Source organism: Marinomonas alcarazii (assembly GCF_003208215.1).
In the GTDB taxonomy this organism is placed as follows: domain Bacteria; phylum Pseudomonadota; class Gammaproteobacteria; order Pseudomonadales; family Marinomonadaceae; genus Marinomonas; species Marinomonas alcarazii.
In genome coordinates this window covers 273,852-295,785 of the sequence record NZ_QKLW01000004.1, presented here as the reverse complement: position 1 = coordinate 295,785, position 21,934 = coordinate 273,852, and the positions used below count along the sequence as shown (strand labels likewise).

The following is a 21,934-nucleotide window of genomic DNA, read 5'->3' as shown; positions in this document are numbered from 1 at the left end:
GCCTTGGTTATCAATCTTGCTTGTCTCAATAGATAAGCTGCTGTCTTGGGCTAAAATAGTACCTGAGTTTGTTAGGTTCTTAGTTGTTAAAGATGATGATCCTACCGCTTCGACAGTTCCGCTGTTGGTTAGATTGCCTTTGGCATCAAGAGTCAAATCCGTATCTGCATGAACCAATGCACCATCTGTGTTAGTGATCTCGCCTTGTATGGTTAAATCAACTTTATCAGACGAAACAATTTGTGCCGTGTTGGTTGTGTTATCAAGCTCGCCCGCTTTAATAACAAGGCCATTACTCGATAGCGTACCTTGGTTTTCAATCTTGTTTGTCTCAATGGATAAAATGCGGTCTTGGGCTAGGATGGTGCCTGAATTAGTAAGGTTTTGGCTTTTAATCATCGTCGATCCAACGGCTTCAATAGTACCGCTGTTAGTTACATCGCCTTTCGCATCGAGCGTCGAATCAGTATCGGCATGAACAAGTGCACCATCAGTGTTGGTGACATCACCGTCGATGGTTAAATCTAGCTTGCCAGATGAAAGTATTTTTCCATTTTCAGTACTGTTGTCGAGAGTTGCTGCATTAACAACGAGGCTATTACCAGATACTGTACCTTGGTTTTCAAGCCCGCTTGTCATAATAGATAAAACACTGTCTTGTGCTAAAACGGTGCCAGAGTTAGTGAGGTTTTGACTTTTAATCGTCGCTGATCCAACGGCTTCAATGGTTCCGCTTGCATTAACAAGATCACCTAAAGAGTCAATCGTCAGAACCTTATCTGAATGAACTAATCCACCATCGACGTTATTCAAGTGTCCTGTCAGCGTTAGATCCAGCCCACCTGTTGAAAATATTTGACCGTTGACAGTTTTGTTTTCTAGCGAACTCGCCTTGATATTAATACGATCTGCCGCTATGACACTCTGGTTAGAAACCGCACCAGCATCTATTTTGATGCTACCGCTTTTAGACAATATTTTTGCACTAGCGTCGTTATTCAATTCTTGTGTCGAAATGGTGACACCATCTATTGCCTGAATATTAGCCTGTGCCGTCGTATTGTTAAGTTGATTTGCTGTAATATGGATTTCATGTCCTAATACAGCACCTGTATTTGATATATTTTCGCTCGATGCCGTCAGCGTTTTTGCACTGAGAGTACCGCTATTTAACAAGTTGCCTTGGCTATCCAACACCATGTCTTCGACGGCTTTTATTTCACCAGCGACGTTAACCCCTAAGCCTTTTTCAGTACCAATCAAGCGAATGCGATTAGCATACATACCACCAATAGCTGCAACGTCTAACGAGATCCCTGACCCAAGCGCTTTTGGACCATCTGCTTTTAAATCAGTGATGGTTTTATCTTGATAATCTATGTGATTCTGACCTGTCACAATAGTGGCATTATTGGCCCAAAATTTACCGTTTAAACTCACACTTCGAGCTAATATATCGACTTCATCAACATTACCGGCATTAAGGCCTAAGCCAGAAATATCTACATCACCTCTCGAGACATCAAACCCCGTTAAACCGCCCGCTCCATCAAACGTCGCTTGCCCTGTTGTTAAGGTGCCACGAGTGGTATTAATAAAACCACAGCCATTACAGGTAATGCCGTTTTGATTGGCAATAATCAGTTCCGCTGATTGCCCTGCAATTTCCATATAGCCGTTTAATGCACTACGGCTATTGCCTTTCACCTCATTTAAAATGATGTTGGCACTAAGGCCATTAAGGTTACTATTACCATCGACATAACCCGCCAACTGGGTATTTACAATATCCGTTGCATTATTAAAAATCAGTCCCTTGGATTCAACATTGAAGCCATTGTACTCATTGCGGGATACACCTTTCGACGACGCTTTATTGATGTTCACAATAGGTACGCCATTCGCGGCTCTGTCAAAAGACGGAGCATGGGGGGTATTCGCTGCAGTCACCCCCTGAGCCAGTAATACTCCCGGCATCGACAAATAAGAGGCCAGCATAATTTGCGCTATGTATTTTTGGTGCTTACGGCAAGGCTGCAACAGAGAAAGATGAGAGGTATAAGAAAAGTACACTCGTCGAGTAGTGGAGCATTTTGTCACGCTTAGAATGGTGGCAAGCTGAATCACTAAACGAGATAATAAACGTAACAAAACCAACATATTAATAACCTCTTCCCTAAGACTAAAAAGTTTTGGCTCTTATACAGCTCGGTCATTACTAAATCAAAATTGAGCGGAGAGCATTGCACTTACTTTGTAATCATGAGCCTTAGCGTAAGGTCCATGAGCTAAAAATGGTTCAGAAACAGAAACATCGTAATTCGCACCAAAAAGTTGCCCTTTAAACCCTAGGCTAATTCCCATTAGTGTTTTACTAGACTCTTCTTCTGCACCGTCCCCATATACCTCGCCGATATCCAGCCCTAAATAGCCTGTCGTCGAAAAACGTTTAATACTGAAAGGCAACGCAATATCATTTCTTAAACGCCAACCACTTTCAGCACTTAACGATTCGCTACCAGAAAACCCCCTTACCGTATAACGACCACCATTTGAGAACCAATCTAGCGAATAAATCGCGGTGTCTGCATATTGCATAAAAAGCCGCCCACTGTAATTCATCTTGGTTTCTAACAATGAAAAAGGCGCACTCACCGAAGTCGTCAGCGAATAAAAGCGATAATTTGGCTGAGCGACATTAGACGATGCACCAGAATCAACTTTATCCGCTCCTAACCATTCAACACCTTGATGCATACTAAGCGAAAAATCTAATACTGCGTTTGGTAAATATTTCCGATAAGAAGCCCCTAGCTCCAGCTCTGTTAAATTTCGCTGCTGCACTTCAATTTCTGTATCATCAATATAACTACGTCGATTTCGTGTTTTAACCGCACCCAACAAAGAGGTCTTGCTTTTATTATCTCTAGAAAGCACGTAATTCAAGGCAATCTTTTTATCATCCCCTGTACCACTTAGCTCGAAAGTTCGCACGCTGCCAACTGTTTCTTGCCGATAGTCCGAGCGGCTATTGCTCATTTCTAATAACCAATAGCCAATCGGCAAACTCCACGTAATAGAAGCACTATTAGATTCACCACTGTCTTTTTCCCTTGCTCTGGAAAAAGAATATTGCAAAACATCTTGAACACCGACCACATTATCAACAACACCGCTCAGTGAAAGCGGGTATTTTCCGGTGGAGCGACTTCCACTATCATCAACAGAAAAACCAACAGACCATGGCTTTGTTTGCTTTATCTGTGCAACAAGAATACTTGCATTGCTGTACGTACCTGGCTGAATTTTAAATTCAACATCTTGAGATTGAAGTCTGTTCAGTTGATCAACCGCTTGCTCCATATCCCTCAGGTTTAATACATCCCCAACCTGTAGCGGGAGTGAATGTCGCCAGAAAAAACGATAATCTTCAGGAAACTCAATCTTTTCAATAATCCCTTCTTGTATATTGATCACCAAAACATGCGAGGCAATATTTTGCTCAGGTAACACGGCTCTAGAAGTAATGTAACCTTCCGCCAATAATTTCTGATTAATCAAACGTACGTAAGCTTGGATACTATCAAACCCCATACATTGCCCAATATAGGAATCTCCCTGAGAGGTTGCCCAGTCAGACAGCAATCCTTTTATGTCAATGCTATCAATAACAAAACAAACACTTTCGTGGGGTAGATCCGGTAAATCATCCACCTGCGGCAATTGAATAGGTGGTGAAATGACCTGCATTTTTTGATCTAAGGCTTCTTGTGCGGCTTTATCGCGTAATCGCCACTCAGTCTCATCTCTAATAGAATCATTCTGGGCTGCGGTTAAATAGAATGGAATACACAGTAAACTACAACCGGTTAACCATCGCTTCCCTAGCCTTACAATCACACCATCTCCCTAGCAGCAATGTCATAGATAAAGATAGCCTTATCTACATCCACAATACTTACACAAGCTTACATAAATTTACATTTGGCGATAATAAAGAACGATTATCAATTGATCAATAAAAAAACGTAAATAAACCGTCAGCCATTCAAATGATTCGCGTTTCTACCTGTAAACTCGCCACTAGAAGAACAAAACCCTCTCGCCAAAGCGCAGGTCGCTTTGGCGTTTTTGATTTTATTCAAGATAAGCTCTGGTTCTGTACCTGTTTCCATTTGAACGGCTAACAGCGCGGCGGATTCGGCGACTCCATAGACACCGACGGTGTTGAAGATGTAGTCGGATTTAGTACTAAGAAGCGACTCCATAGGTGTCAGCTCTTGGGCACTGTAGGTGTTGAAGTCCCAATGGTATTTGTCAGCGAGAGCGATAAGGTTTGTTTCGTCGGCTTTGATGTCAATGCTGTTTAGAGAGTGAATATCGCTGGGCGTTAAGCCTTTTTGCGCTAGGGCGTCGAGCATGAGACTTTCGATAAATTCCAGAGGGCAATGGCGTTCGCAACCCATTCCCAAAGTATAAACTGGGTTAAGATAAGGTTTCGCTGTGGTCATAACCAACTGTGCGCCAAGGGATTTTGCCACTTGCGCGCCCCACTCGTTGGCGCCGCCTTCATGCCCCGATAGCAATGGAATAACAAACTTGCCTTCTTCATCCAATACTAAGACTGGCGGGTCTTGATACTTGTCTTGTAACACCGGCGCGAGGGTTCGCATCACGATGCCCGTGGCGCAGATGAACACCAGCCAATCGCCATTTTTAAACGCCGTTTGCACGAACTCAGCAAAAGGTTTTGGTTTGTAGTCGACAACCGCATCAGGCCAGTTATTCAGCGCCACGTTAGACAATAGTTTTCTTGCCAACCGTTCACCTGCTGGCGTTAATGCAACAAAGCGTATCACCGCGTGCCTCGCTCACTTTTCGTGACCACGAACAAAGAAAAATACGGCCCTGCTTTGTCTTCTAAGGTCGATACATCGCGCACGATACGTTCATTCTCACGGCCTATGTATTCAAGGTATTTCGCGTCTTGCATGCGGTTAGTTTTGCGCAGCGCCATTAATATTCGCGGACGCGCACGCCCTGCTTTCATAATAACCACACTGTCGTGCTGCTCTAACGCGGTATCAATTTGCTGGGCGGTATGACGACCACTCACCACAGCGAAGGATTCTTTCAACACGGTTAACGGATGATTCAAGGCGGACGATGCGGCATTGATTGACGACACACCAGGCACAACTTGACATTGAAAATCCCCTTCTAGACGCTCTAATAAATACGCGAAAGAGCCAAAAAACAACGGGTCCCCTTCACACAAGAAAACCACGTCTTTGCCTTGCGATAATTCATTAGCAATGGCTTTTGCGCCATTGTCGTAGGCTTCATTTGCCAATGATCGATCCGTCGACATAGGCATAACAATAGCGATTTCATTCTGCGCATGAGTCACACCTGCAAAGGCTTCACTGGCGATGGTTTTCGCCTGAGAACCCCCTTCGTTATTGGCAAGGTAACTCACCACGCTGGCACCTTGAATCAAACGCAAGGCTTTTAAGGTGATCAATTCTGGATCACCGGGACCTACACCCACACCAATGAATCGGCCTGTTTTTTGAGATGTTTCCAAGGCACTCATTGTGCGTTTTCCTTATAATTTGTCTTAGTCGTTTTTTGTGTAACATGCTTTGTAAAATGAGCAAGCGCCACCGGTAAGCTTGGGCGAAATAATCGCTGCCCTGCTAATCGTTCGCCTTTAGCGATTGATACTTGCAAGCCTTGTTCGACTGCGTCTTGCGCTTCGTCACGTTGTTGAGCGAATTGCATAACCTGATATTTTGTCTCTTCAGTAACTGCGCTCACCATCAAACTACCACCCGCCGGTAAGAGATCCCAAACCTGTGCCATCAAGACGCTTAACTCGCCATCACTACCACCAATGAAAACTTTGTTTGGCTTGCCGTGCTCTTCATCATTACGAGCAAGTAAATCCATCAGCACTTCCGGCGCTCGCCCTGCGACAATCGATAAATTCTGCATCACACCAAAACGATCTCGATTGGCTGTTAAACACGCCAAACGATCTGGATGATGTTCAATGGCTATAATCTGACTACGCGGATGCCAATAGGCCATTTCCACGCTCACACCACCGCAACCCGCGCCAATGTCCCAAACCGTGTCGCCCTGCTCGATGTTCATGTATGACAAAATCGCCAAACGCACTTCTCGCTTAGTAATCATACCTTTGCCGTCACCTTTGTCGGTCACAAATGAGGCGTCAGGAATACCCACAGAACTTGGATAAAGGGAGGTTTGTTGACTGGTTTTCAACACAATGACATTGAGCGGATCAAATTCCAGTTCGCCTTCTATAAGAACCCCAGAGGCAAACGTACGGACTTTTTCTTGCGGATACCCCAAGGCTTCGCAAACAGTGATCTCACTTTGATCCAACCCAGCTTTAACACATTCTTCGGCAATATGTTTCGGTTGGCTATGTTGGTCCGTCAGTAACACCAAGGTTTTATTCGATTGCAAATGACGACGCAAAGACGCCAGTGGACGACCATGCAAACTCACCGCCTGCACGTCTTGCAAGGATAGTCCAAGACGATGACACGCTACTTGAATACTGGAAACATTCGGATAGAAATGTAGGTTTTCAAGAGAAAAATTACGCATCAACCAAGCGCCAATGCCGTAATACAATGGATCACCAGAGGCCAACACCACCACCTGCTTTGCGCCCTGAGATTGCCATTGTACGAAAGATTCTTTTAGCTCTTTTAGCTTGGGTAAATCCTCACGCTGACCTTGATGAACATATTGTCCAATAGTGTCATGCTGACGCGGCGCACCCAACACAATATCGTTCGGAGACAAACTCGCCAAAACCGCTTGCGCCGCCTCATCCAGATGCGCCACTTGATTAACGCCCAAACCGATAACATGGATTGGCATTTGTGTGTGTTTCATAAACCTACTTCCATTCAATGCCCCCGCACTAAGGGGCGAGGTATCTGTGGTTCATTAGAACATCGCAGCCCGCTCCTCCCACAGCTAAGAGGGAGGTTGGAAGGGAGTCAGAAAAATTAACAACCCCATCCTAACCTTCCCCTTGAAGATAAGGGGAAGGAACAAAAAAGTGTTTAACTCCTCCCCCTGCTAAAGGGGAGGCTGGGAGGGGGTCAAAAACCTAACAACCCCATCCTAACCTTCCCCTTGAAGATAAGGGGAAGGAACAAAAACAAATTTAGCACCCAAAGCATTAATAATACTCACCAATATTACAGCGCAACAAGGCATTACAACTGGCCGATGTCACGGCGCTGCCGCCCATTCGCCCTAACAAGGTGATGCATTCAATGCCCAGTTTCTCGTGGGCTTCCCAAAGCGCGTCTTTCGATTCCGCCGCGCCAACAAAACCCACAGGCATACCGATAATCAAAGCAGGTTTTGGCGCGCCTTGCTCTATCATTTCCAACAGGCGAAACAACGCCGTAGGCGCGTTGCCGATTAACACCACGCTGCCAGCAAGGTCGTCTTGCCATAAACTCAATGCCGCCATCGAGCGAGTCTCACCTTTGCTTTTTGCCAATTCCGCCGTGCGAGGATCGTTCAAAAAACACAAGGGTTCTCGCGTTATCATGCGTTTGGTCACGCCTTGCTTAACCATTTCCACGTCGCACAAAATCGCCCCATTATTGGCCAACGCCTCGCGCCCTGCTTGAGTTGCGTTGGCACTGAAGCGTACTTGTTCAGCCACATCGGGCAAACCAAGGCTGTGCACCACGCGCATAACCACTTGTTGCTGGTCTTGGCTCAAGCCAGACAAATCGGTTAACTCGCGGATTTGTCGAAAGCTATCGCTCTCAATGGCTTGAGGATTATTTTCGTATTTTCTTTCGTATTGAGAGTCGTCTGAAGAAGTCACTGTTGGCAGTCTTTTGGTTGATGCTTAATATGGATAGAAGCGTTGCCCCAAGCCGCTAAACAGGCTTGCAAGCATTCTTCTGTGTCACTAAATTCTCGCTCGGCGTCGGGTAAGATTGGCCGAGCATGTAGTAAAACGGGAATAAATAATTCTCTAGCGGCTTCCAGCTTTGAATACGTCGCCCCACCACCACTGTTTTTACTGACGATGACATCGATACCTTGATCGATTAATAATTGCCTTTCATCTTCTAACGCAAAAGGCCCTATGGCCTTAATCCAGCGAACCCTGCCTGGTAGAGCAAACTTAGGCTCAACTGCCGTGCGCCACACAATGCGTTCAACGCTTGGCAAATGTAAAATACGTTCAAGCAAAGCCTCACTCATTTGCCCTGCGCTTAATAATGGCACTCGAAAGCCATCAAGCCGCGCCAGTAAATCGGCTTCGTCTTGGTACTCTTGCCACAGATCGCCTTCTTTTTTTTGCCAAGCAGGACGATGAAAACGCCAACAAGGAATGCCAACCTCTTTGGCCGCCGTCACCGCTTTGCTGCTCATGGTTTGCGCATAAGGATGGGTAACGTCCAAGATCGCATTAATGTGATTGTCCTTTAAATACTGAGCCAAACCACCAAATTGGGTAAAGCCACCGACCACCAACTGACAATCTACTTTGGGAACGCGAACCAACCCAGCCAAACTGTAGATGACGCTGACATTCTCTTTATGCAAAGAGTCGGCTAAACGACGAGCATCAGCGGTGCCGCCTAACAATAAAACCTTCATGCCCTGTCTCGCTTATTCCTATCCAAAGCCCGTCCAACAAATTGGCCTTTGCGATCAATCGCCCAGACTTCCAATTCTATGTGAACAGGAATGTATTTTCTGGCAAAGTCTAAGGCTTGCTGGCAAATAGCATCAGCTAGTGGCAAACCTTCTGACATGGCGAACGACAAGGCTTCCACGCTGGTATTGGCGTTTTTCATGCGCTCTTGTAACTCAGCACCGGCCCCCAAACTGGCCGCCAGTTGTGCCAAGGCACCAAGATCAATACTCGATGCTCGACTGTTTAAATCAAGATGATGCTGGGCCAGCTTACTGATCTTACCAAAGCCTCCGCAAATACTTAACTTAGTCAGTTGAGTAGGTGCGGTGGATTCCACTTTTTTAATGTGCTTTAACACAGCGCCAACAAAGTCACCCATTTCGATCAAGGCCATGTCGTCGAGCTGATAATGGCTTTTTATTGCGTCTTCGCTGGCGTTGCCAGTCGTTGCTGCAATGTGAGTCAAATTATTGGCTCGCGCCACATCGATGCCTTGATGAATAGACGCAATATAAGCCGCACAAGAAAAAGGTCGAACAATGCCCGTCGTACCGAGAATCGATAAACCACCTAAAATTCCCAAGCGTGGATTCATGGTTTTTTGCGCAATTTGTTCGCCATTAACAACACCAACAGAGACATCAAATCCTCCCTGGTATTGATAGGTTTGTGCAAAACCTTCCAAGTGCTCTGTCATCATTTTGCGCGGCACAGGATTAATCGCAGGTTCGCCCACATCAAGTAACAAACCGGTTCGCGTGACAGTGCCCACACCTTGTGCTGCATGAAAACGCACGCCTTGCTCTGATGACAATCTCAGTTCAACAAATAACGTAGCACCATGCGTGGCGTCTGGGTCGTCTCCCGCGTCTTTTATCGTTGCGGTTTTGATGCCATTGTCTATTTCTTGGTATTCGGTAATGGGTAGGTCGACTACTTTGCCTTTGGGCAAAGTAACACTGACGCTTGAATCTTGTTTATTGGCAAAAAGAGCCTGAGCGGCCGCCACACAGCAAGCTGTCGCGCACGTACCGGTCGTTAAACCAGTGCGCAATGGCGCGGGCGATTCAGCACTTTCAGGCCACATTACTTTAGTTACCTTTTCCTAAAAAAATCTTGGCGGTGACGTCAAGGTTCGAAGGAAAGAATAAATGCAGATAACTGGCCGTTAGACCTTTTTGCTGATAAATCGCTTCGCCCGGTGCTGGGTGTCTTTGTCGTCGACCATAACCCACAGGTTCTGGCGTATTGGCACTGCGAGATCTATGATGGGCATGACCACGGATTTCGCCTTGCGGAATAACAGCCGTTTGCATGCCTTGGCAACCACGTTTGCCACGCATCGCACCTTGGCCTGCTAAAATCCCCAACATGGGATAACACTGATTATCCAAATCGGTTAAATCCTCCAAGCTATACAACATGCCACCGCACTCCGCCAAAATGCCTTTACCAGCAAGGTAAAAGTCTTTAATCGCTTGGCGCATCCCTGTGTTTTCCGATAAGGCTCGAGCATGCAATTCAGGATAACCGCCCGGCAACCAAAGGGCATCGGCCTCAGGCAGGGTTTGATCTTTTAATGGCGAGAAAAACACCAATTTAGCGCCCAAGCTTTTTAGCGCAATCAGATTGGCATCATAGATAAAGCTGAACGCGGCATCTTTGGCAACGGCAATGGTTTTCCCCGACAAACTTTGTTCAATAGTTTGCTCTGTGTCTACTTGGCTGGCAGGGTAAAAAGGTACGGCACTAGGCAAGTTTAACAACCCTGTATCTTGGGTTTCTTTGAGCCATTCAACCGCCGCTTCAAAACGCACTTCTAGCTCATCTTTCACTTCGTCCGCTTGCACCAAACCCAAATGGCGCTCTGGTAAAGTAACCTCTTCATCACGCTTTAAGGTTGCAAGCAAAGGTAAGTTTGCTGGCAGCGCATCACGAATCAGCTCTGCATGACGTTCGCTGCCGCAGCGGTTGGCAATCAGCCCAGCGACTTGCACATCATCGCGAAAATTCGCCAAGCCAGACGCAACGGCAGCCGCAGTCTGCGCCATGCCTTTAACATCCATAACAATAGCCATGGGAATACCAAAACGAGCGGCCAGATCAGCGCTGGATGGCTCACCATCAAACATGCCCATAGCACCTTCTACCAAGATCAAATCCGCCACTTGGGCGGCTTGATAAAGCTTATCTTGGCAGTACTCTTCACCCGCCATCCAAATATCCAGTTGTTCAACTGGCTGCTTAGACGCTTGCGCTAGAATTTGCGGATCAAGGTAATCAGGACCTGTTTTAAACACACGGACGACTTTGTCTTGATTGGTAAAATAACGCGCCAGCGCAGCAGTAATGGTGGTTTTCCCCTGGTTCGACGCAGGTGCTGTCAAAAATAACGCAGGACAATGAACAACAGAAGTGGTCATAAAGCAGTCTCTAAAAGCGAATTCAATAAAACGTATTGTGCACCCAAATGCTGGGCAATATCTTGACCTCGACCACGCTTAATGGCCGCGTTTTCAGTATCAATCAACACCGTATTACCTGGCAAAACAAGATCTGACACATCGGCTTGGGTGCGACCATCGGTCAAGATGTAAGTTTGGCTGTGTAAGCCAATGGTTGTCCTATGTTGCTGCGCTAAATACTGACTGGCGTTTTCAATGGCAACCCGAAACGGCGTGCCACCGCCTGCGCCTAAGTTCTCCAATAAATCCGCGATTTCTTTGGGAGCCCGTACTTTGGGCAAAATAGACGACACGCCCTCTTGCCCAAAACCTAAAATGGCGATCTGCTCTCGGGCTAAATAGGCACGCTTGGCAATGTCTAAAATCACGCCCTTAGCATGGGCAAAAACGCCTTGGCTCAAAGTCGATGCTGAGGTATCTAACAACACCAAATGCAAAACAGCCTGACCGGTTTTAGCAGGCTTAGGAGTCAAATTTTTCGGAGGCCATTCTTGTGGTTGGCTGACTATACTGCGAAACCAATCAATCCCATCCGCTGATTGACGGTCAACCGATTGCGCCACATCAGGACGATAACCGCCCTGCTGCTTGCCTTTATGCTTTCCCGGCGTTACCTCTCCAATAAGTGATTGAGTTGGGCGACGCTGATGCTTTTCATCCTCAATAGCAATCTCTATCGGTGCGCTACTTGTAAGCGCTTGTGGCTCCATGCTTCCCCACTCCCCCGAACCACTTTGCTTATTTTCGTAATGACCTTGCGAGCTTTCGCTTTGTGGTTGATTCGCGTTACCTTGTGAAGGAGAACGAGAAGCATCAGGACGACGTGACGGAGGCGGACTGGAGGCCTGAGGCGGTGCTTTTACTTGGCGACGATGCGCCAACACTAAGTCTTCTACGGCCTGAATATCATCCCAAGATACGCTTTTTGCACCACGCCATGCAGCGTGTGTCATCGCCGCTCTAATCCACACGATATCACCACGAACACCATCAATGTTTGCTAACTGGCAACGAGTCGCCACTTCTAAACGTAGCTCATCCGAGCAACGCACTTGCGCCAAAGCCTGTCTTGCCAAGCGAATGCTGTTTTTTAGGTTGCGCTGTTTGTATTTGAAGGCATCACAAAAGGCGTGTGTATCTTGATCATATTCATCACGCAGACGAACAATCTGCACGCGCTCTTCAAGGCTATATTGGTTGCTTAATTCCACCATCAAACCAAAGCGATCTTTTAACTGCGGACGCAGCTCGCCTTCATCAGGGTTCATGGTACCAACCAATAGAAACCGTGCCGCGTGCTCGTGACTAATACCATCACGTTCGACGCGGTTTACCCCGCTCGCGGACACATCCAAAAGTTGATCGACTAAATGATCGGCCAGCAAATTCACTTCATCGACATACAAAACCCCGCCATGGGCTTTGCTCAATAAACCAGGCTTAAAGGCGACGTTCTTATCTTGCAGGACTTGCTCTAAATCCAAGGCGCCAAGCAAACGGTCTTCGCTGGTGCCCAGTGGCAAGGTGGCAAAAGGTGCCAATTCCTCACCATCCAGCGCTGGCATAACGCCCGACAAACCGCGAGCCAAAGTAGACTTTGCTGAGCCACGGGGACCGCTGATTAAGACACCACCGATGTGTGGATTTATCGCACAGAGAATCAATGCCAATTTAAGCGGTTCTTGCCCAGCTACTGCGGTAAATGGAAAGTCACTAGAGGCTAAAGGAGACATTGAGTTACCTGTTGCGGTTCGTTAAGGTCAAATAGAAAAACATAAGCCCTCTATTGTAGGCGTTTTCCCTATGTTTTGTCTTGTTTGACCTTATCTATGCACCCTATTTATGTCAAACCTAAAGCCTTCAGCTTAGCTTGAACGAAACGCATGCAACCGCAAAGAGAGCGGACAAGAGCAATGACGCCTTAGGCCAATGACGATTGACCAGAATATTCAGCAATCAAGGCTTCCACCAATCCTAAATCAAATTGATTAATCGCTGTTTGAATGGCTTTTTGTTGATTCGAGGACAAAGACTGACCCAACACCTGAAAGACGTCTTTGGTGGTCTGAACATCTCCACTTTGCGCCGCTCGCAATAATGGCAGCCAATCTTCTACCGTTAACTCAGGCAACGACTCGTTTTGCTCAACTTTCAAAGCCTCGCCTGCAAGCTCGCCATGAGAATCATTTTGACTTTCAGCACTGTCAGCGATAGGTACAAACTTCACATCAAGGTGAGCGGCTAATGCGGTATAAATGTTTTCAATCTGATAAGGCTTGGCAATGACCTGCCAAAAACCTTCATCCAAAAGGGCTTGCTGCTCATGAACTAATGTTGACGCTGTCACAGCAATAACAGGCACCCGCCGCTCTTGGTCTTCTTTTTGAATAAATTTTAATAAGTCGATTCCTGTTTTATTAGGCATACGAATGTCGGTCATTACCAAATCAGGCGAATATTGCCCAAACGCTTTTATAGCTTGCTCGCCATCTTCGGCCTCAATAATCTGACAACCCGCACTTTCAAGCAAAGACACAAGAATATCTCGTGACCATTCGTCATCCTCTGCCACCAGCACTTTGATGGGATTATTAAGCCTCATATTCAACAATGAATCTTGCTCACCCGCATCCAGTACGTCATCGTCTTCTACTTTCGATAGAGGTAAGTCGACAACAATTTGCGTTCCTACACCGTCACTGCTTTTAACTGACAACGAACCCTGCATTAGCTTAACAAGAGTCGTCGACAAGGCTAAACCTAACCCAGTTCCACCTGATGCTTCGCCCGCTTTACCCTGTACAAATGGCGTAAACAGATGCTCCATTAACTCTGTCTCGATGCCTGGCCCTGTATCTTCAATACTGACATGAATGCGTTCTTCTACAATTTGAACAACCGCCTTAACAGACCCTTGGGCTGTAAATTTCACTGCATTACCCAAAAGGTTGGTAATGATTTGCTGAAATTTAACGGGGTCCATCCAGACATACAGGCGATCATCGACATCGCACTCTACGATAAGGTCTAACCCTTTATCCTGGGCTTGTCCTTGAAAGAGTTTGCTAATCTGACTGACTTCTCGGCATAAATTCATTTTTTGTTCATGCAATACAAGTCGACCAGACTCAATACGCGCTATGTCTAAAATGTCGTTGATTAGGCCTAGTAAACGATTTCCTGCGCTGGCAATCGATAAAAATCGCGTTCTGGAAACGCCCGTCAGTTGATTGTCTTCACTAATTAATTGCGCGTAACCAATAATGGCATTAAGCGGGGTGCGGATTTCATGACTCATATTGGCAAGGAAATGGCTTTTCGCTTGGCTTGCTTGTTCTGCTGCTTCTTTGGCTTGCTCTAATTGTGCAGAGACATTTTTTTGCTCAGTAATATCACTCATGATATAACCTACAGAAGTGGCATGACCATTGTCATCACGAAGTAAAAAATAGGTTTCATGAGTAGCAAAAACTCGACCATCCATGCTTTTAGCCTGCATTTCGCCCTCCCATACACCATGATCTTTGACATAAGGAATCACAGTTTCTTTGAGATATTTCTGGCTAGCTTCAGGGTAAAAATCAAGATAATTTAATTCTGCCAAAGACGCATCGGTGACTTCTTCATCCACACCAAGCAGGCTGCGTATTTTTTTATTAAAGTAGTTAATATCACCATCCAATGTCGCCATCGCAAAACCTTGCGCTGAATTATCTGCAAAGCTTTTGAACAACTTAAGCTGGTTAATAAGTCGATGGCGCTCGGTAATATCTCGAGCTATGCCCAACGTGCCACAAAAGTTTATGGCAGGTTCGACCACAGGAACACGATGTACTTCAAATAAGCATGGCTCACCTCCATCTTTCGGCGTCCCCCAGCCTTGCTCATGTGATGTCATACCGGTTTCTAAAGGCGCATTTCCTACTCTTTGGTAATAGGCCCCTTTTCCATCTAGGTCTAAATCTATGTCGCTTTTTCCCTTCACTTCATCCAATGTCAGCTGATTGAAATCCAAAAAAGCCTGATTGCAATCTAGATAGTTCCCCTGCTCATCTTTAGACCAAACTATGTCGGGGATATTATTAAGCAATGAAGATAAAGTTAGCTCTCGACGCTTTGCATCTTCACGAGCAAGAATTAAATCGTTCTCAGTCTGGACCCAATAGCCAACTTCTTCAAAGATGCCAGCCACACTCAGGGCTCTATTACGCTTATCTCTTCGGATGACGCTGCCGCGCATTTCGATCCAAAAGCATTCATTTAAAGGGTTTTGAATTTGCAGACGCACTGACTTACGCTCACTCGCCGCTTTTTGCTCAATCAAGCCTTCTGCCCATGCGTTGAACGCCAATTGATCATCTGGGGATAAGAACGCCAACCAGTCTTCTAGACTTTTAGGTGTCTTTTTTTCTTCAAACCCTAGCTGCATAAAAAATTCGGAGGAAGCATACAACCGATTTGTTTCCGGATACCACTCCCAAACACCGGCGTTGGTCGCAAGAATTGCTCTTGAATAACGGCGTTGTAAAAGCTTGAATCGCCATAAGAAAACAATCTGCAGCACCACTAAAATAAAAGCGGTCGCACAAAATAGAAACACGAGTATTTTGAAGAGTGTTGGCAGTTGCATATCCATGCTTAATCCTTAGAAACATCAAACGTACGACTTACTGTAGATTGGATATTTGTTCTGCTCTGAGTTTTCGATACTCTAGAGTTTTTCAGGCTTATGAAAAAAGTAACCTTGACCCCATTCCACACCAAGCAATTTCAATTTATCAACAATGCTTTGGTTTTCAACAAATTCAGCCACAACGGGTTTGTCCAGCATTTTGGCTAGCTTAACAATTGAATCTACCATGCCGTAATGGATTTCATTGAGGTGCATGTCTTTGATAAACATGCCGTCTATTTTGATTAGATCGAAGGGCAAATCCATTAAATAGGCAAAAGAAGAAAAACCGGTACCAAAATCATCCAGCGCAATCGCACAACCATGCTCGTGCAGCAAAGACATGAAACGGCGAGTGTCAGCGAAGTTATTTAATGCCTCGGTTTCGGTAATTTCAAAACAGAACTTTGAACCGTCCAACTGAAATTCCGTCAATTGCTCAACAATGAATTCTGCAAAGTTCGCCTGTCTAACAGACAGCGCTGAAACATTAAGCGCCACTTGATCTATTGTTTCCCATAAATCACTGTTTTCAGCCATTCTCTGCATAGTATGGCGAATCACCCAGCGGTCTATTTTGGAAACAATGCCAAAGCGCTCTGCAGCACGGATGAAATCATTTGGGTAAATTAATTTACCCGTATCTTCATCAATGAGCCTTACCAGTATCTCAATCTTCTTTTTCGGCTCTTCTTTAAGAAGCGAAAATACTTGCTGAAAATGAATTTCAAAGAGATCTTTTTCTAAACCATCGATAATACGAAGGCCCCAATTTAAATTCCCACGATGCTCTTCATAAGCCAAATCTTGTGCATTTTTGATAATTTTAGAATGAATGCCAGACTTTTTACTGGTGTAACATAGTTCGTCCGCGAGCATCACTACTTGTTCAAATGACACCATATCGATGGTAATAGGCATAGCAACTTGGGTTACTGTCATGCGAAATTTGCGCTCGTCCCAGACGAACGAGAACTGTTGAATGGCTTTTTGCAAAAGCCGAAAGAAGGATTCGACCGCCTCATTTCCCCCTTGGCTAATCACTATGGCAAATTTATCACCACTTAAACGCGCACAAAAATCACGCTGCGGATCCACAAGCTCACTCATCATGATCGCCAGTTGATGCAATAATTCATCACCAGCAATACAGCCGCATGAATCGTTGATCAGTCGAAATTCATTAATATCAATTAATACAAAATAAGGTATGTGATTGGATGTATTGGCTTGGATACCAGAGATAAGATAAGAAATGTGTTCGTCTAGTGCATCACGATTATATAGTTGTGTAACAAAATCATGCTGCGCTAAATACTTTAGACGATCTTGCATGTAGCGCCTTTCGTTCACTTCTTTGCGCAGATTGCGATTTAGCAGATTTAGGTCAGCGGTTCGCTCACGCACCTTTTCTTCTAGGTGAGATGTTAATTCCCTGAGTTCATTAACAAGTTGAAATTTTTCTAGTTGATGCTGAACCCTGGCTCGAACTTCCTCTATCCGGATTGGCTTACTAATATAATCATTACCGCCGGCCTCAAAGCCACGACTCACTTCATCTTCTAATGCGGTGACAAAAATAACAGGGATATCTTTGTGTACAGGGTGGGATCGAATTCGTCGACAAGTTTCAAAGCCATCTATGCCGCCCATCATAACGTCTAGCAACACTAAGCAAGGTTCCGTTCGTTCTAATAGCTCTAACGCCCTTTCACCAGAATTCGCAACAGCAATCTGACAATCTAACGTATCCATTACTTCTTGTAATACGCGTAAATTCTCAGGTACATCATCGACAATCAACACTGTTGGGAATTGCTTCATACCTAGCTATGCCTTTTCTATGATTTTACAATCACTTGTAAAAGTAATTAAAACGCCATAATCGAACAATATGTAAGTAACACCCCTAAATATTAACCCTGTTTCCGACAAAAGATCCATCTTAGTTACGCAGATAAAAAGGCAAAATGTAAATAAACCCTACCTTAAGTCATGATATCAGCACATATAAGGTACGTATTAATTTAATTTTAAGATGAGAAGCAAGATAAAAAAGCGCCAATAAAGTGCGTTCAATGAATCACATTGCCTCATAACGCACCTTAATCAACTCAGCAGAATACTCGTTACTAGAAGAATAAAAGTCTCAATTCGCTTTCGCATCAACCAAGGAATTCTGCGCCCATTTTGGCGGTCGATGATAACGGCCGACAACAGAGCTCAATAGCAAAAATGCCAACAAGGAATAGCCTAACTGACTTAAATCAAGGAAGATTATGGCAGCCACCAAAACCAAAATATCAGCCAATAACGTGGTTTTACTGGCATGGATAGAAAATTGACGCTCTAAATAAACCGCCAATATATTTAATCCGCCCAATGAAGCGTTATGTCGAAATAAAATAATAAGCCCAAAGCCTACCAACAACCCACCCAATGCGCCCGAAAGCCCAGGATGCATGGATACAATAACATAATACTTCATCAGCTCAGATAAAGCGGATAAAAGACTAACGCTGGCAAATGTTCGGATAGTAAAATCACGGCCTAAAGCACACCAGGCCAAGATATAAAAAGGAATATTCAGCAAAAAGAACAAAGTACCAAAAGATAAGTCTGTCAATCTGAGCAGAATCATACTGACTCCCGCCGTTCCACTAATTAATAGTCCGGCAGAATTAAGAATGTGTAAGCCTAAAGCAACAAGCAAACAGCCCTCAACAATAGAGAGCCAACGGTGAGTGGTTTTCATGGCAATGTCCTTTACGGATAACGTATTAACTTTTGGTTAATAACAAAGGTTTGTAAATCGCCTCTTTTGGAAGCGGATAACACAGACCAGATACAGTACTGAGCCTATCAGTACAATTTGTGCATATTTCATACCATAAAAGAAAAATGCACAATCAGTTTTTACGGATTTATTGGCACTTTCACTCATTTATATAGTCAATAAGCATTAGCACTACTCTTCCAGCCAAAAACAGAGCTACAATACAATAATGAGAATAACACTTAGACAATTACAGATATTTGAAGCCGTTGTGCACACCGGATCCGTAACCGCGGCCGCCGAAATGGTTTCTATTAGCCAGCCCGCAGCAAGTCAGGCCCTAAGAGAGCTAGAAGCCCTGTTAGGACGCCCTCTTTTTCGACGCCATGGCAAGCGCTTACAAATCACGCCCCAAGCTAGACACCTACTTCCGCAGGCTCGAGCCGTTCTAAGCCAGATAGAGCAAATAGAAAGCATGGGCAATGAAGACGAATTAAGTGGTTCTCTTCACTTAGCCGCAAGTGTAAGCGTTGGCAATTATCTGCTTCCAAAACAAATGTCTTTATTTAAGCGCCAACACCCAAACATCCGCTTTAACCTAGATATTGGCAATACTCAAAGTGTTATCCAACAGCTGTTAACAGGTAAAGCTGAAGTAGGCTTTATTGAGGGTTACTGCCAACATGCAGAGCTCATGACACAAGTGTGGCTTAAAGATGAATTAGTCGTATTTGGCTCTGCAGAAGAAGATCGACCAGAAAACTTATCTTGGGAAGACTTAAAAGAAGCCAGCTGGGTAATGCGTGAATCAGGATCAGGAACAAGGAACATACTTGAGCAAGCAACGGCTGCTCATATTCCTCAGCTCAATGTGGTGTTATCTCTTGCTCATATGGAGGCAGTAAAACAGGCCGTCATCCATCAGATGGGGTTTGGCTGCTTATCTCGAATGGCTATTTCGCAAGAGCTGAACTCTGGGCTGATACGCCTTTACCAAACACCTTTAGAGCTCAACCGAAATCTATTAATCGTAACGCCAAAAAATACAGCGCTTACTCAAAATGCCCAACGTTTTATTGATCTTTGTCGTGCCGTTCCTGTTTTACCAAGCATTTAAAACCAATAGCAAAAATAGAATGCTGATTAACATTATGCATTCTCTTGTTGTAGTTTGCACAAAGGCCAATACAATCAACTCATTACATAAGCCATGCGACCCCTAGAAAAAATATGAATATTAATAAAATAGACCTTAATCTTCTTATTTATCTCGATGTACTGTTAAGAGAATGTAACGTCACACGTTCTGCAAATAAACTTAACATCACACAGCCCGCGATGAGCAATGGATTAAAGCGCTTAAGAGATCTACTGGGTGACCCGTTACTTGTTCGCACCAGCGAAGGCATGAAGCCCACAGAAAAAGCCCTCCGTTTGCAGCCCATTGTGCGTAAAGTACTTCTCGAGTTAGAAGAAGCTCTGCAGCCAGAAGCAGACTTTAATGAAAGCACAAGTACACGAGTGTTTCGCATTATGGCAAGTGACTACGCGGCTTCTACGGTAATTCCACGATTACTCAATCGTTTGCGTGAATTCGCACCAGGCATCACATTAGACATCATGACCCCGAGCGATGTGACCTTTCATGATGTCGAAGCCGGTAAGATTGATATGGCGATTAATCGCTTTGAAGAATTACCCCAATCATTTCATCAAAAAAGCGTTTGGTTCGACACCTTTGTCTGCATGATGAGCTCAAGAAACCCAATTAAAGATCACTTTGACATTGACGCCTACTTGGCGGCTCAGCACATATGGGTAAGTAAAACAGGGTTTGGCGTCGGTGTTGGTATGGACCCAAACGACGTACAAAAATTAGGCTGGGTTGATGAAGCACTGCAGACACTGGATCACAAACGTAGTATTCGAGTCTTTACCAGAAGCTACCACACCGCAATGCATCTAGCGCTTGAGCAAGACCTGATTGCCACGCTGCCCAGAAAAGTGGCCATGGTGAACAAAAAGAACCCTGATCTGGTGATTTTAGACCCACCATTCGATATTCCCAAAATTGAACTAAAAATGATTTGGAGTCCGCTCCTTCATCACGATGCCAGTCATATTTGGTTTAGAAGGCAGGTCATCGATGTTGCCAATGAGCTAAAAGCACAAACCAAAACATAAGACATCAACATGCTTTCTATCTCACACATTCATCACGTCGCTATTATTTGTTCGAACTACCCAGTTTCAAAGAAATTTTATAGTGAAATACTGGGGTTTCGTATCGTTGCTGAGACCTATAGAGAAGAACGCCAATCCTACAAACTCGATCTTGCTGTTACTCCCAATCAACAAATAGAACTGTTTTCATTTCCCTCGCCACCAGCACGTCTTTCTCGGCCAGAAGCACAAGGCTTGCGACATTTAGCGTTTGCTGTAGACGATTTAGAAGCTTGCATACAGCATCTAAATCAGCATGGTGTGATAACCGAAGCCATCCGACTGGATGAACTTACGGGTAAACGCTTCACCTTCTTCACTGACCCTGACGACTTGCCTCTAGAGCTTTATCAGCTATAAAACCAATAAACCCAATGGCAAAAAAAACGCCCGCTACTTTTCAGTAGCAGGCGTTTTGGTCATATAAAACCGAAAGTTTTATAGAGATTTTGAGTTCTCAGCAAGGTAAGACGCAACACCTTCAGGTGATGTGTTCATTCCTTTGTCGCCTTTGTTCCAGCCAGCTGGGCAAACTTGACCATTTTCTTCGAAGAATTGTAGCGCATCAACGATACGAACCAATTCATCCATGTTACGGCCGATAGGCTCGTCGTTAACAACTTGTGAACGAACGATACCTTTCTGGTCGATAACAAAAGATGCACGCATCGCAACACCCGCTGGGTAGTAAGAATCGCCACCTTCAGATTCAATGCCGTATGCTTTAGCAATTGCATGGTCCATATCAGCAGCTAGAGTGTATTCAACTGCGCCGATACCGCCTTCTTCTACTGGCGTGTTACGCCAAGCATTGTGAGTAAAGTGAGAGTCGATAGACACACCGATTACCTCTACACCCATTTCACGGAATTTTTCCATACGGTGAGACATAGCAATAATTTCTGAAGGGCAAACGAATGTGAAATCCAATGGATAGAAGAACACAATGGCGTATTTGCCTTTGATTGTTTCAGAAAGGCTGAAAGAATCAACAATTTGGCCGTCAGCCAATACGGCAGGAACTGTAAAATCTGGGGCTTTCTTACCAACTAAAATAGACATTTTTAACGTCTCCTTTT

At 44.8% G+C, this 21,934-nt stretch carries 17 protein-coding genes; 3 read left to right on the top strand and 14 right to left on the bottom strand.

Annotated elements, in window-relative coordinates:
• The 13 genes from DFP75_RS11245 to DFP75_RS11185 form a co-directional block, all read right to left on the bottom strand.
• On the bottom strand, window positions 1-2,160 hold a 2,160-nt coding region (locus DFP75_RS11245), incomplete at its 3' end, for a filamentous hemagglutinin N-terminal domain-containing protein (RefSeq protein ID WP_146219957.1).
• 63 nt (window positions 2,161-2,223) lie between these two features.
• Window positions 2,224-3,900 (bottom strand): ShlB/FhaC/HecB family hemolysin secretion/activation protein, encoded by a 1,677-nt coding sequence (locus DFP75_RS11240; protein WP_110575648.1) that lies wholly within the window; start codon window positions 3,898-3,900, stop codon window positions 2,224-2,226.
• Window positions 3,901-4,040: 140 nt separating this feature from the next.
• Window positions 4,041-4,859: a cobalt-precorrin 5A hydrolase gene (locus DFP75_RS11235; RefSeq protein ID WP_110575646.1), complete on the bottom strand. Its 819-nt coding sequence runs from the start codon at window positions 4,857-4,859 to the stop codon at window positions 4,041-4,043.
• A complete protein-coding gene (cobI, locus tag DFP75_RS11230) occupies window positions 4,856-5,596 on the bottom strand; it encodes a precorrin-2 C(20)-methyltransferase (RefSeq protein ID WP_110575644.1) in 741 nt (246 codons plus the stop codon). The genes DFP75_RS11235 and cobI overlap by 4 nt, the downstream gene beginning before the upstream one ends.
• Window positions 5,593-6,936 (bottom strand): precorrin-6y C5,15-methyltransferase (decarboxylating) subunit CbiE, encoded by a 1,344-nt coding sequence (gene cbiE, locus DFP75_RS11225; protein WP_245927041.1) that lies wholly within the window; start codon window positions 6,934-6,936, stop codon window positions 5,593-5,595. The genes cobI and cbiE overlap by 4 nt, the downstream gene beginning before the upstream one ends.
• A 292-nt stretch (window positions 6,937-7,228) precedes the next feature.
• The gene (locus tag DFP75_RS11220; RefSeq protein WP_110575642.1) at window positions 7,229-7,894 is read right to left on the bottom strand and encodes a precorrin-8X methylmutase; all 666 of its coding nucleotides are present in this window, start codon (window positions 7,892-7,894) and stop codon (window positions 7,229-7,231) included.
• Window positions 7,891-8,679 carry a precorrin-6A/cobalt-precorrin-6A reductase gene (locus DFP75_RS11215; protein WP_110575640.1) on the bottom strand — a complete coding sequence of 263 codons (789 nt, stop codon included), beginning with the start codon at window positions 8,677-8,679 and terminating at the stop codon, window positions 7,891-7,893. Before DFP75_RS11215 ends, DFP75_RS11220 begins: the two co-directional genes overlap by 4 nt.
• A complete protein-coding gene (locus DFP75_RS11210) occupies window positions 8,676-9,806 on the bottom strand; it encodes a cobalt-precorrin-5B (C(1))-methyltransferase (protein ID WP_110575638.1) in 1,131 nt (376 codons plus the stop codon). Before DFP75_RS11210 ends, DFP75_RS11215 begins: the two co-directional genes overlap by 4 nt.
• A gap of 4 nt (window positions 9,807-9,810) precedes the next feature.
• Window positions 9,811-11,142: a cobyrinic acid a,c-diamide synthase CobB gene (locus DFP75_RS11205; protein ID WP_110575636.1), complete on the bottom strand. Its 1,332-nt coding sequence runs from the start codon at window positions 11,140-11,142 to the stop codon at window positions 9,811-9,813.
• Complete coding sequence (locus DFP75_RS11200; RefSeq protein ID WP_110575634.1) at window positions 11,139-12,917, bottom strand: ATP-binding protein; 1,779 nt, start codon at window positions 12,915-12,917, stop codon at window positions 11,139-11,141. The genes DFP75_RS11205 and DFP75_RS11200 overlap by 4 nt, the downstream gene beginning before the upstream one ends.
• Before the next feature lie 188 nt (window positions 12,918-13,105).
• Window positions 13,106-15,820 carry a hybrid sensor histidine kinase/response regulator gene (locus tag DFP75_RS11195; RefSeq protein ID WP_110575632.1) on the bottom strand — a complete coding sequence of 905 codons (2,715 nt, stop codon included), beginning with the start codon at window positions 15,818-15,820 and terminating at the stop codon, window positions 13,106-13,108.
• A gap of 75 nt (window positions 15,821-15,895) precedes the next feature.
• On the bottom strand, window positions 15,896-17,680 hold the full coding sequence (locus tag DFP75_RS11190; RefSeq protein WP_110575630.1) for an EAL domain-containing response regulator: 1,785 nt from the start codon (window positions 17,678-17,680) through the stop codon (window positions 15,896-15,898).
• 325 nt (window positions 17,681-18,005) lie between these two features.
• A complete protein-coding gene (locus DFP75_RS11185; protein WP_110575628.1) occupies window positions 18,006-18,611 on the bottom strand; it encodes a DUF6198 family protein in 606 nt (201 codons plus the stop codon).
• A gap of 250 nt (window positions 18,612-18,861) precedes the next feature.
• Between DFP75_RS11185 and DFP75_RS11180 the strand changes: the two genes are divergently transcribed.
• The 3 genes from DFP75_RS11180 (at window position 18,862) to gloA2 (ending at window position 21,215) form a co-directional block, all read left to right on the top strand.
• Complete coding sequence (locus DFP75_RS11180; RefSeq protein ID WP_110575626.1) at window positions 18,862-19,749, top strand: LysR substrate-binding domain-containing protein; 888 nt, start codon at window positions 18,862-18,864, stop codon at window positions 19,747-19,749.
• 113 nt (window positions 19,750-19,862) lie between these two features.
• A complete protein-coding gene (locus DFP75_RS11175) occupies window positions 19,863-20,816 on the top strand; it encodes a LysR family transcriptional regulator (RefSeq protein WP_110575624.1) in 954 nt (317 codons plus the stop codon).
• Between the two features lie 9 nt (window positions 20,817-20,825).
• Window positions 20,826-21,215: an SMU1112c/YaeR family gloxylase I-like metalloprotein gene (gloA2, locus tag DFP75_RS11170; protein WP_110575622.1), complete on the top strand. Its 390-nt coding sequence runs from the start codon at window positions 20,826-20,828 to the stop codon at window positions 21,213-21,215.
• Window positions 21,216-21,293: 78 nt separating this feature from the next.
• Here the strand turns inward: gloA2 and DFP75_RS11165 are convergent, their stop codons facing one another.
• On the bottom strand, window positions 21,294-21,917 hold the full coding sequence (locus tag DFP75_RS11165; RefSeq protein WP_110575620.1) for a peroxiredoxin: 624 nt from the start codon (window positions 21,915-21,917) through the stop codon (window positions 21,294-21,296).
• Between the last annotated feature and the right edge of the window lie 17 nt (window positions 21,918-21,934).

Coding starts and splice junctions, on each gene's coding strand:
- gloA2 (WP_110575622.1), top strand. CDS start 20,826: ATGCTTTCTATCTCACACATTCATCACGTCGCTATTATTTGTTCGAAC.
- DFP75_RS11165 (WP_110575620.1), bottom strand. CDS start 21,917: ATGTCTATTTTAGTTGGTAAGAAAGCCCCAGATTTTACAGTTCCTGCC.
- cbiE (WP_245927041.1), bottom strand. CDS start 6,936: ATGAAACACACACAAATGCCAATCCATGTTATCGGTTTGGGCGTTAAT.
- DFP75_RS11200 (WP_110575634.1), bottom strand. CDS start 12,917: ATGTCTCCTTTAGCCTCTAGTGACTTTCCATTTACCGCAGTAGCTGGG.
- DFP75_RS11210 (WP_110575638.1), bottom strand. CDS start 9,806: ATGTGGCCTGAAAGTGCTGAATCGCCCGCGCCATTGCGCACTGGTTTA.
- DFP75_RS11195 (WP_110575632.1), bottom strand. CDS start 15,820: ATGGATATGCAACTGCCAACACTCTTCAAAATACTCGTGTTTCTATTT.
- DFP75_RS11215 (WP_110575640.1), bottom strand. CDS start 8,679: ATGAAGGTTTTATTGTTAGGCGGCACCGCTGATGCTCGTCGTTTAGCC.
- DFP75_RS11185 (WP_110575628.1), bottom strand. CDS start 18,611: ATGAAAACCACTCACCGTTGGCTCTCTATTGTTGAGGGCTGTTTGCTT.
- DFP75_RS11175 (WP_110575624.1), top strand. CDS start 19,863: ATGAATATTAATAAAATAGACCTTAATCTTCTTATTTATCTCGATGTA.
- cobI (WP_110575644.1), bottom strand. CDS start 5,596: ATGAGTGCCTTGGAAACATCTCAAAAAACAGGCCGATTCATTGGTGTG.
- DFP75_RS11190 (WP_110575630.1), bottom strand. CDS start 17,680: ATGAAGCAATTCCCAACAGTGTTGATTGTCGATGATGTACCTGAGAAT.
- DFP75_RS11205 (WP_110575636.1), bottom strand. CDS start 11,142: ATGACCACTTCTGTTGTTCATTGTCCTGCGTTATTTTTGACAGCACCT.
- DFP75_RS11180 (WP_110575626.1), top strand. CDS start 18,862: ATGAGAATAACACTTAGACAATTACAGATATTTGAAGCCGTTGTGCAC.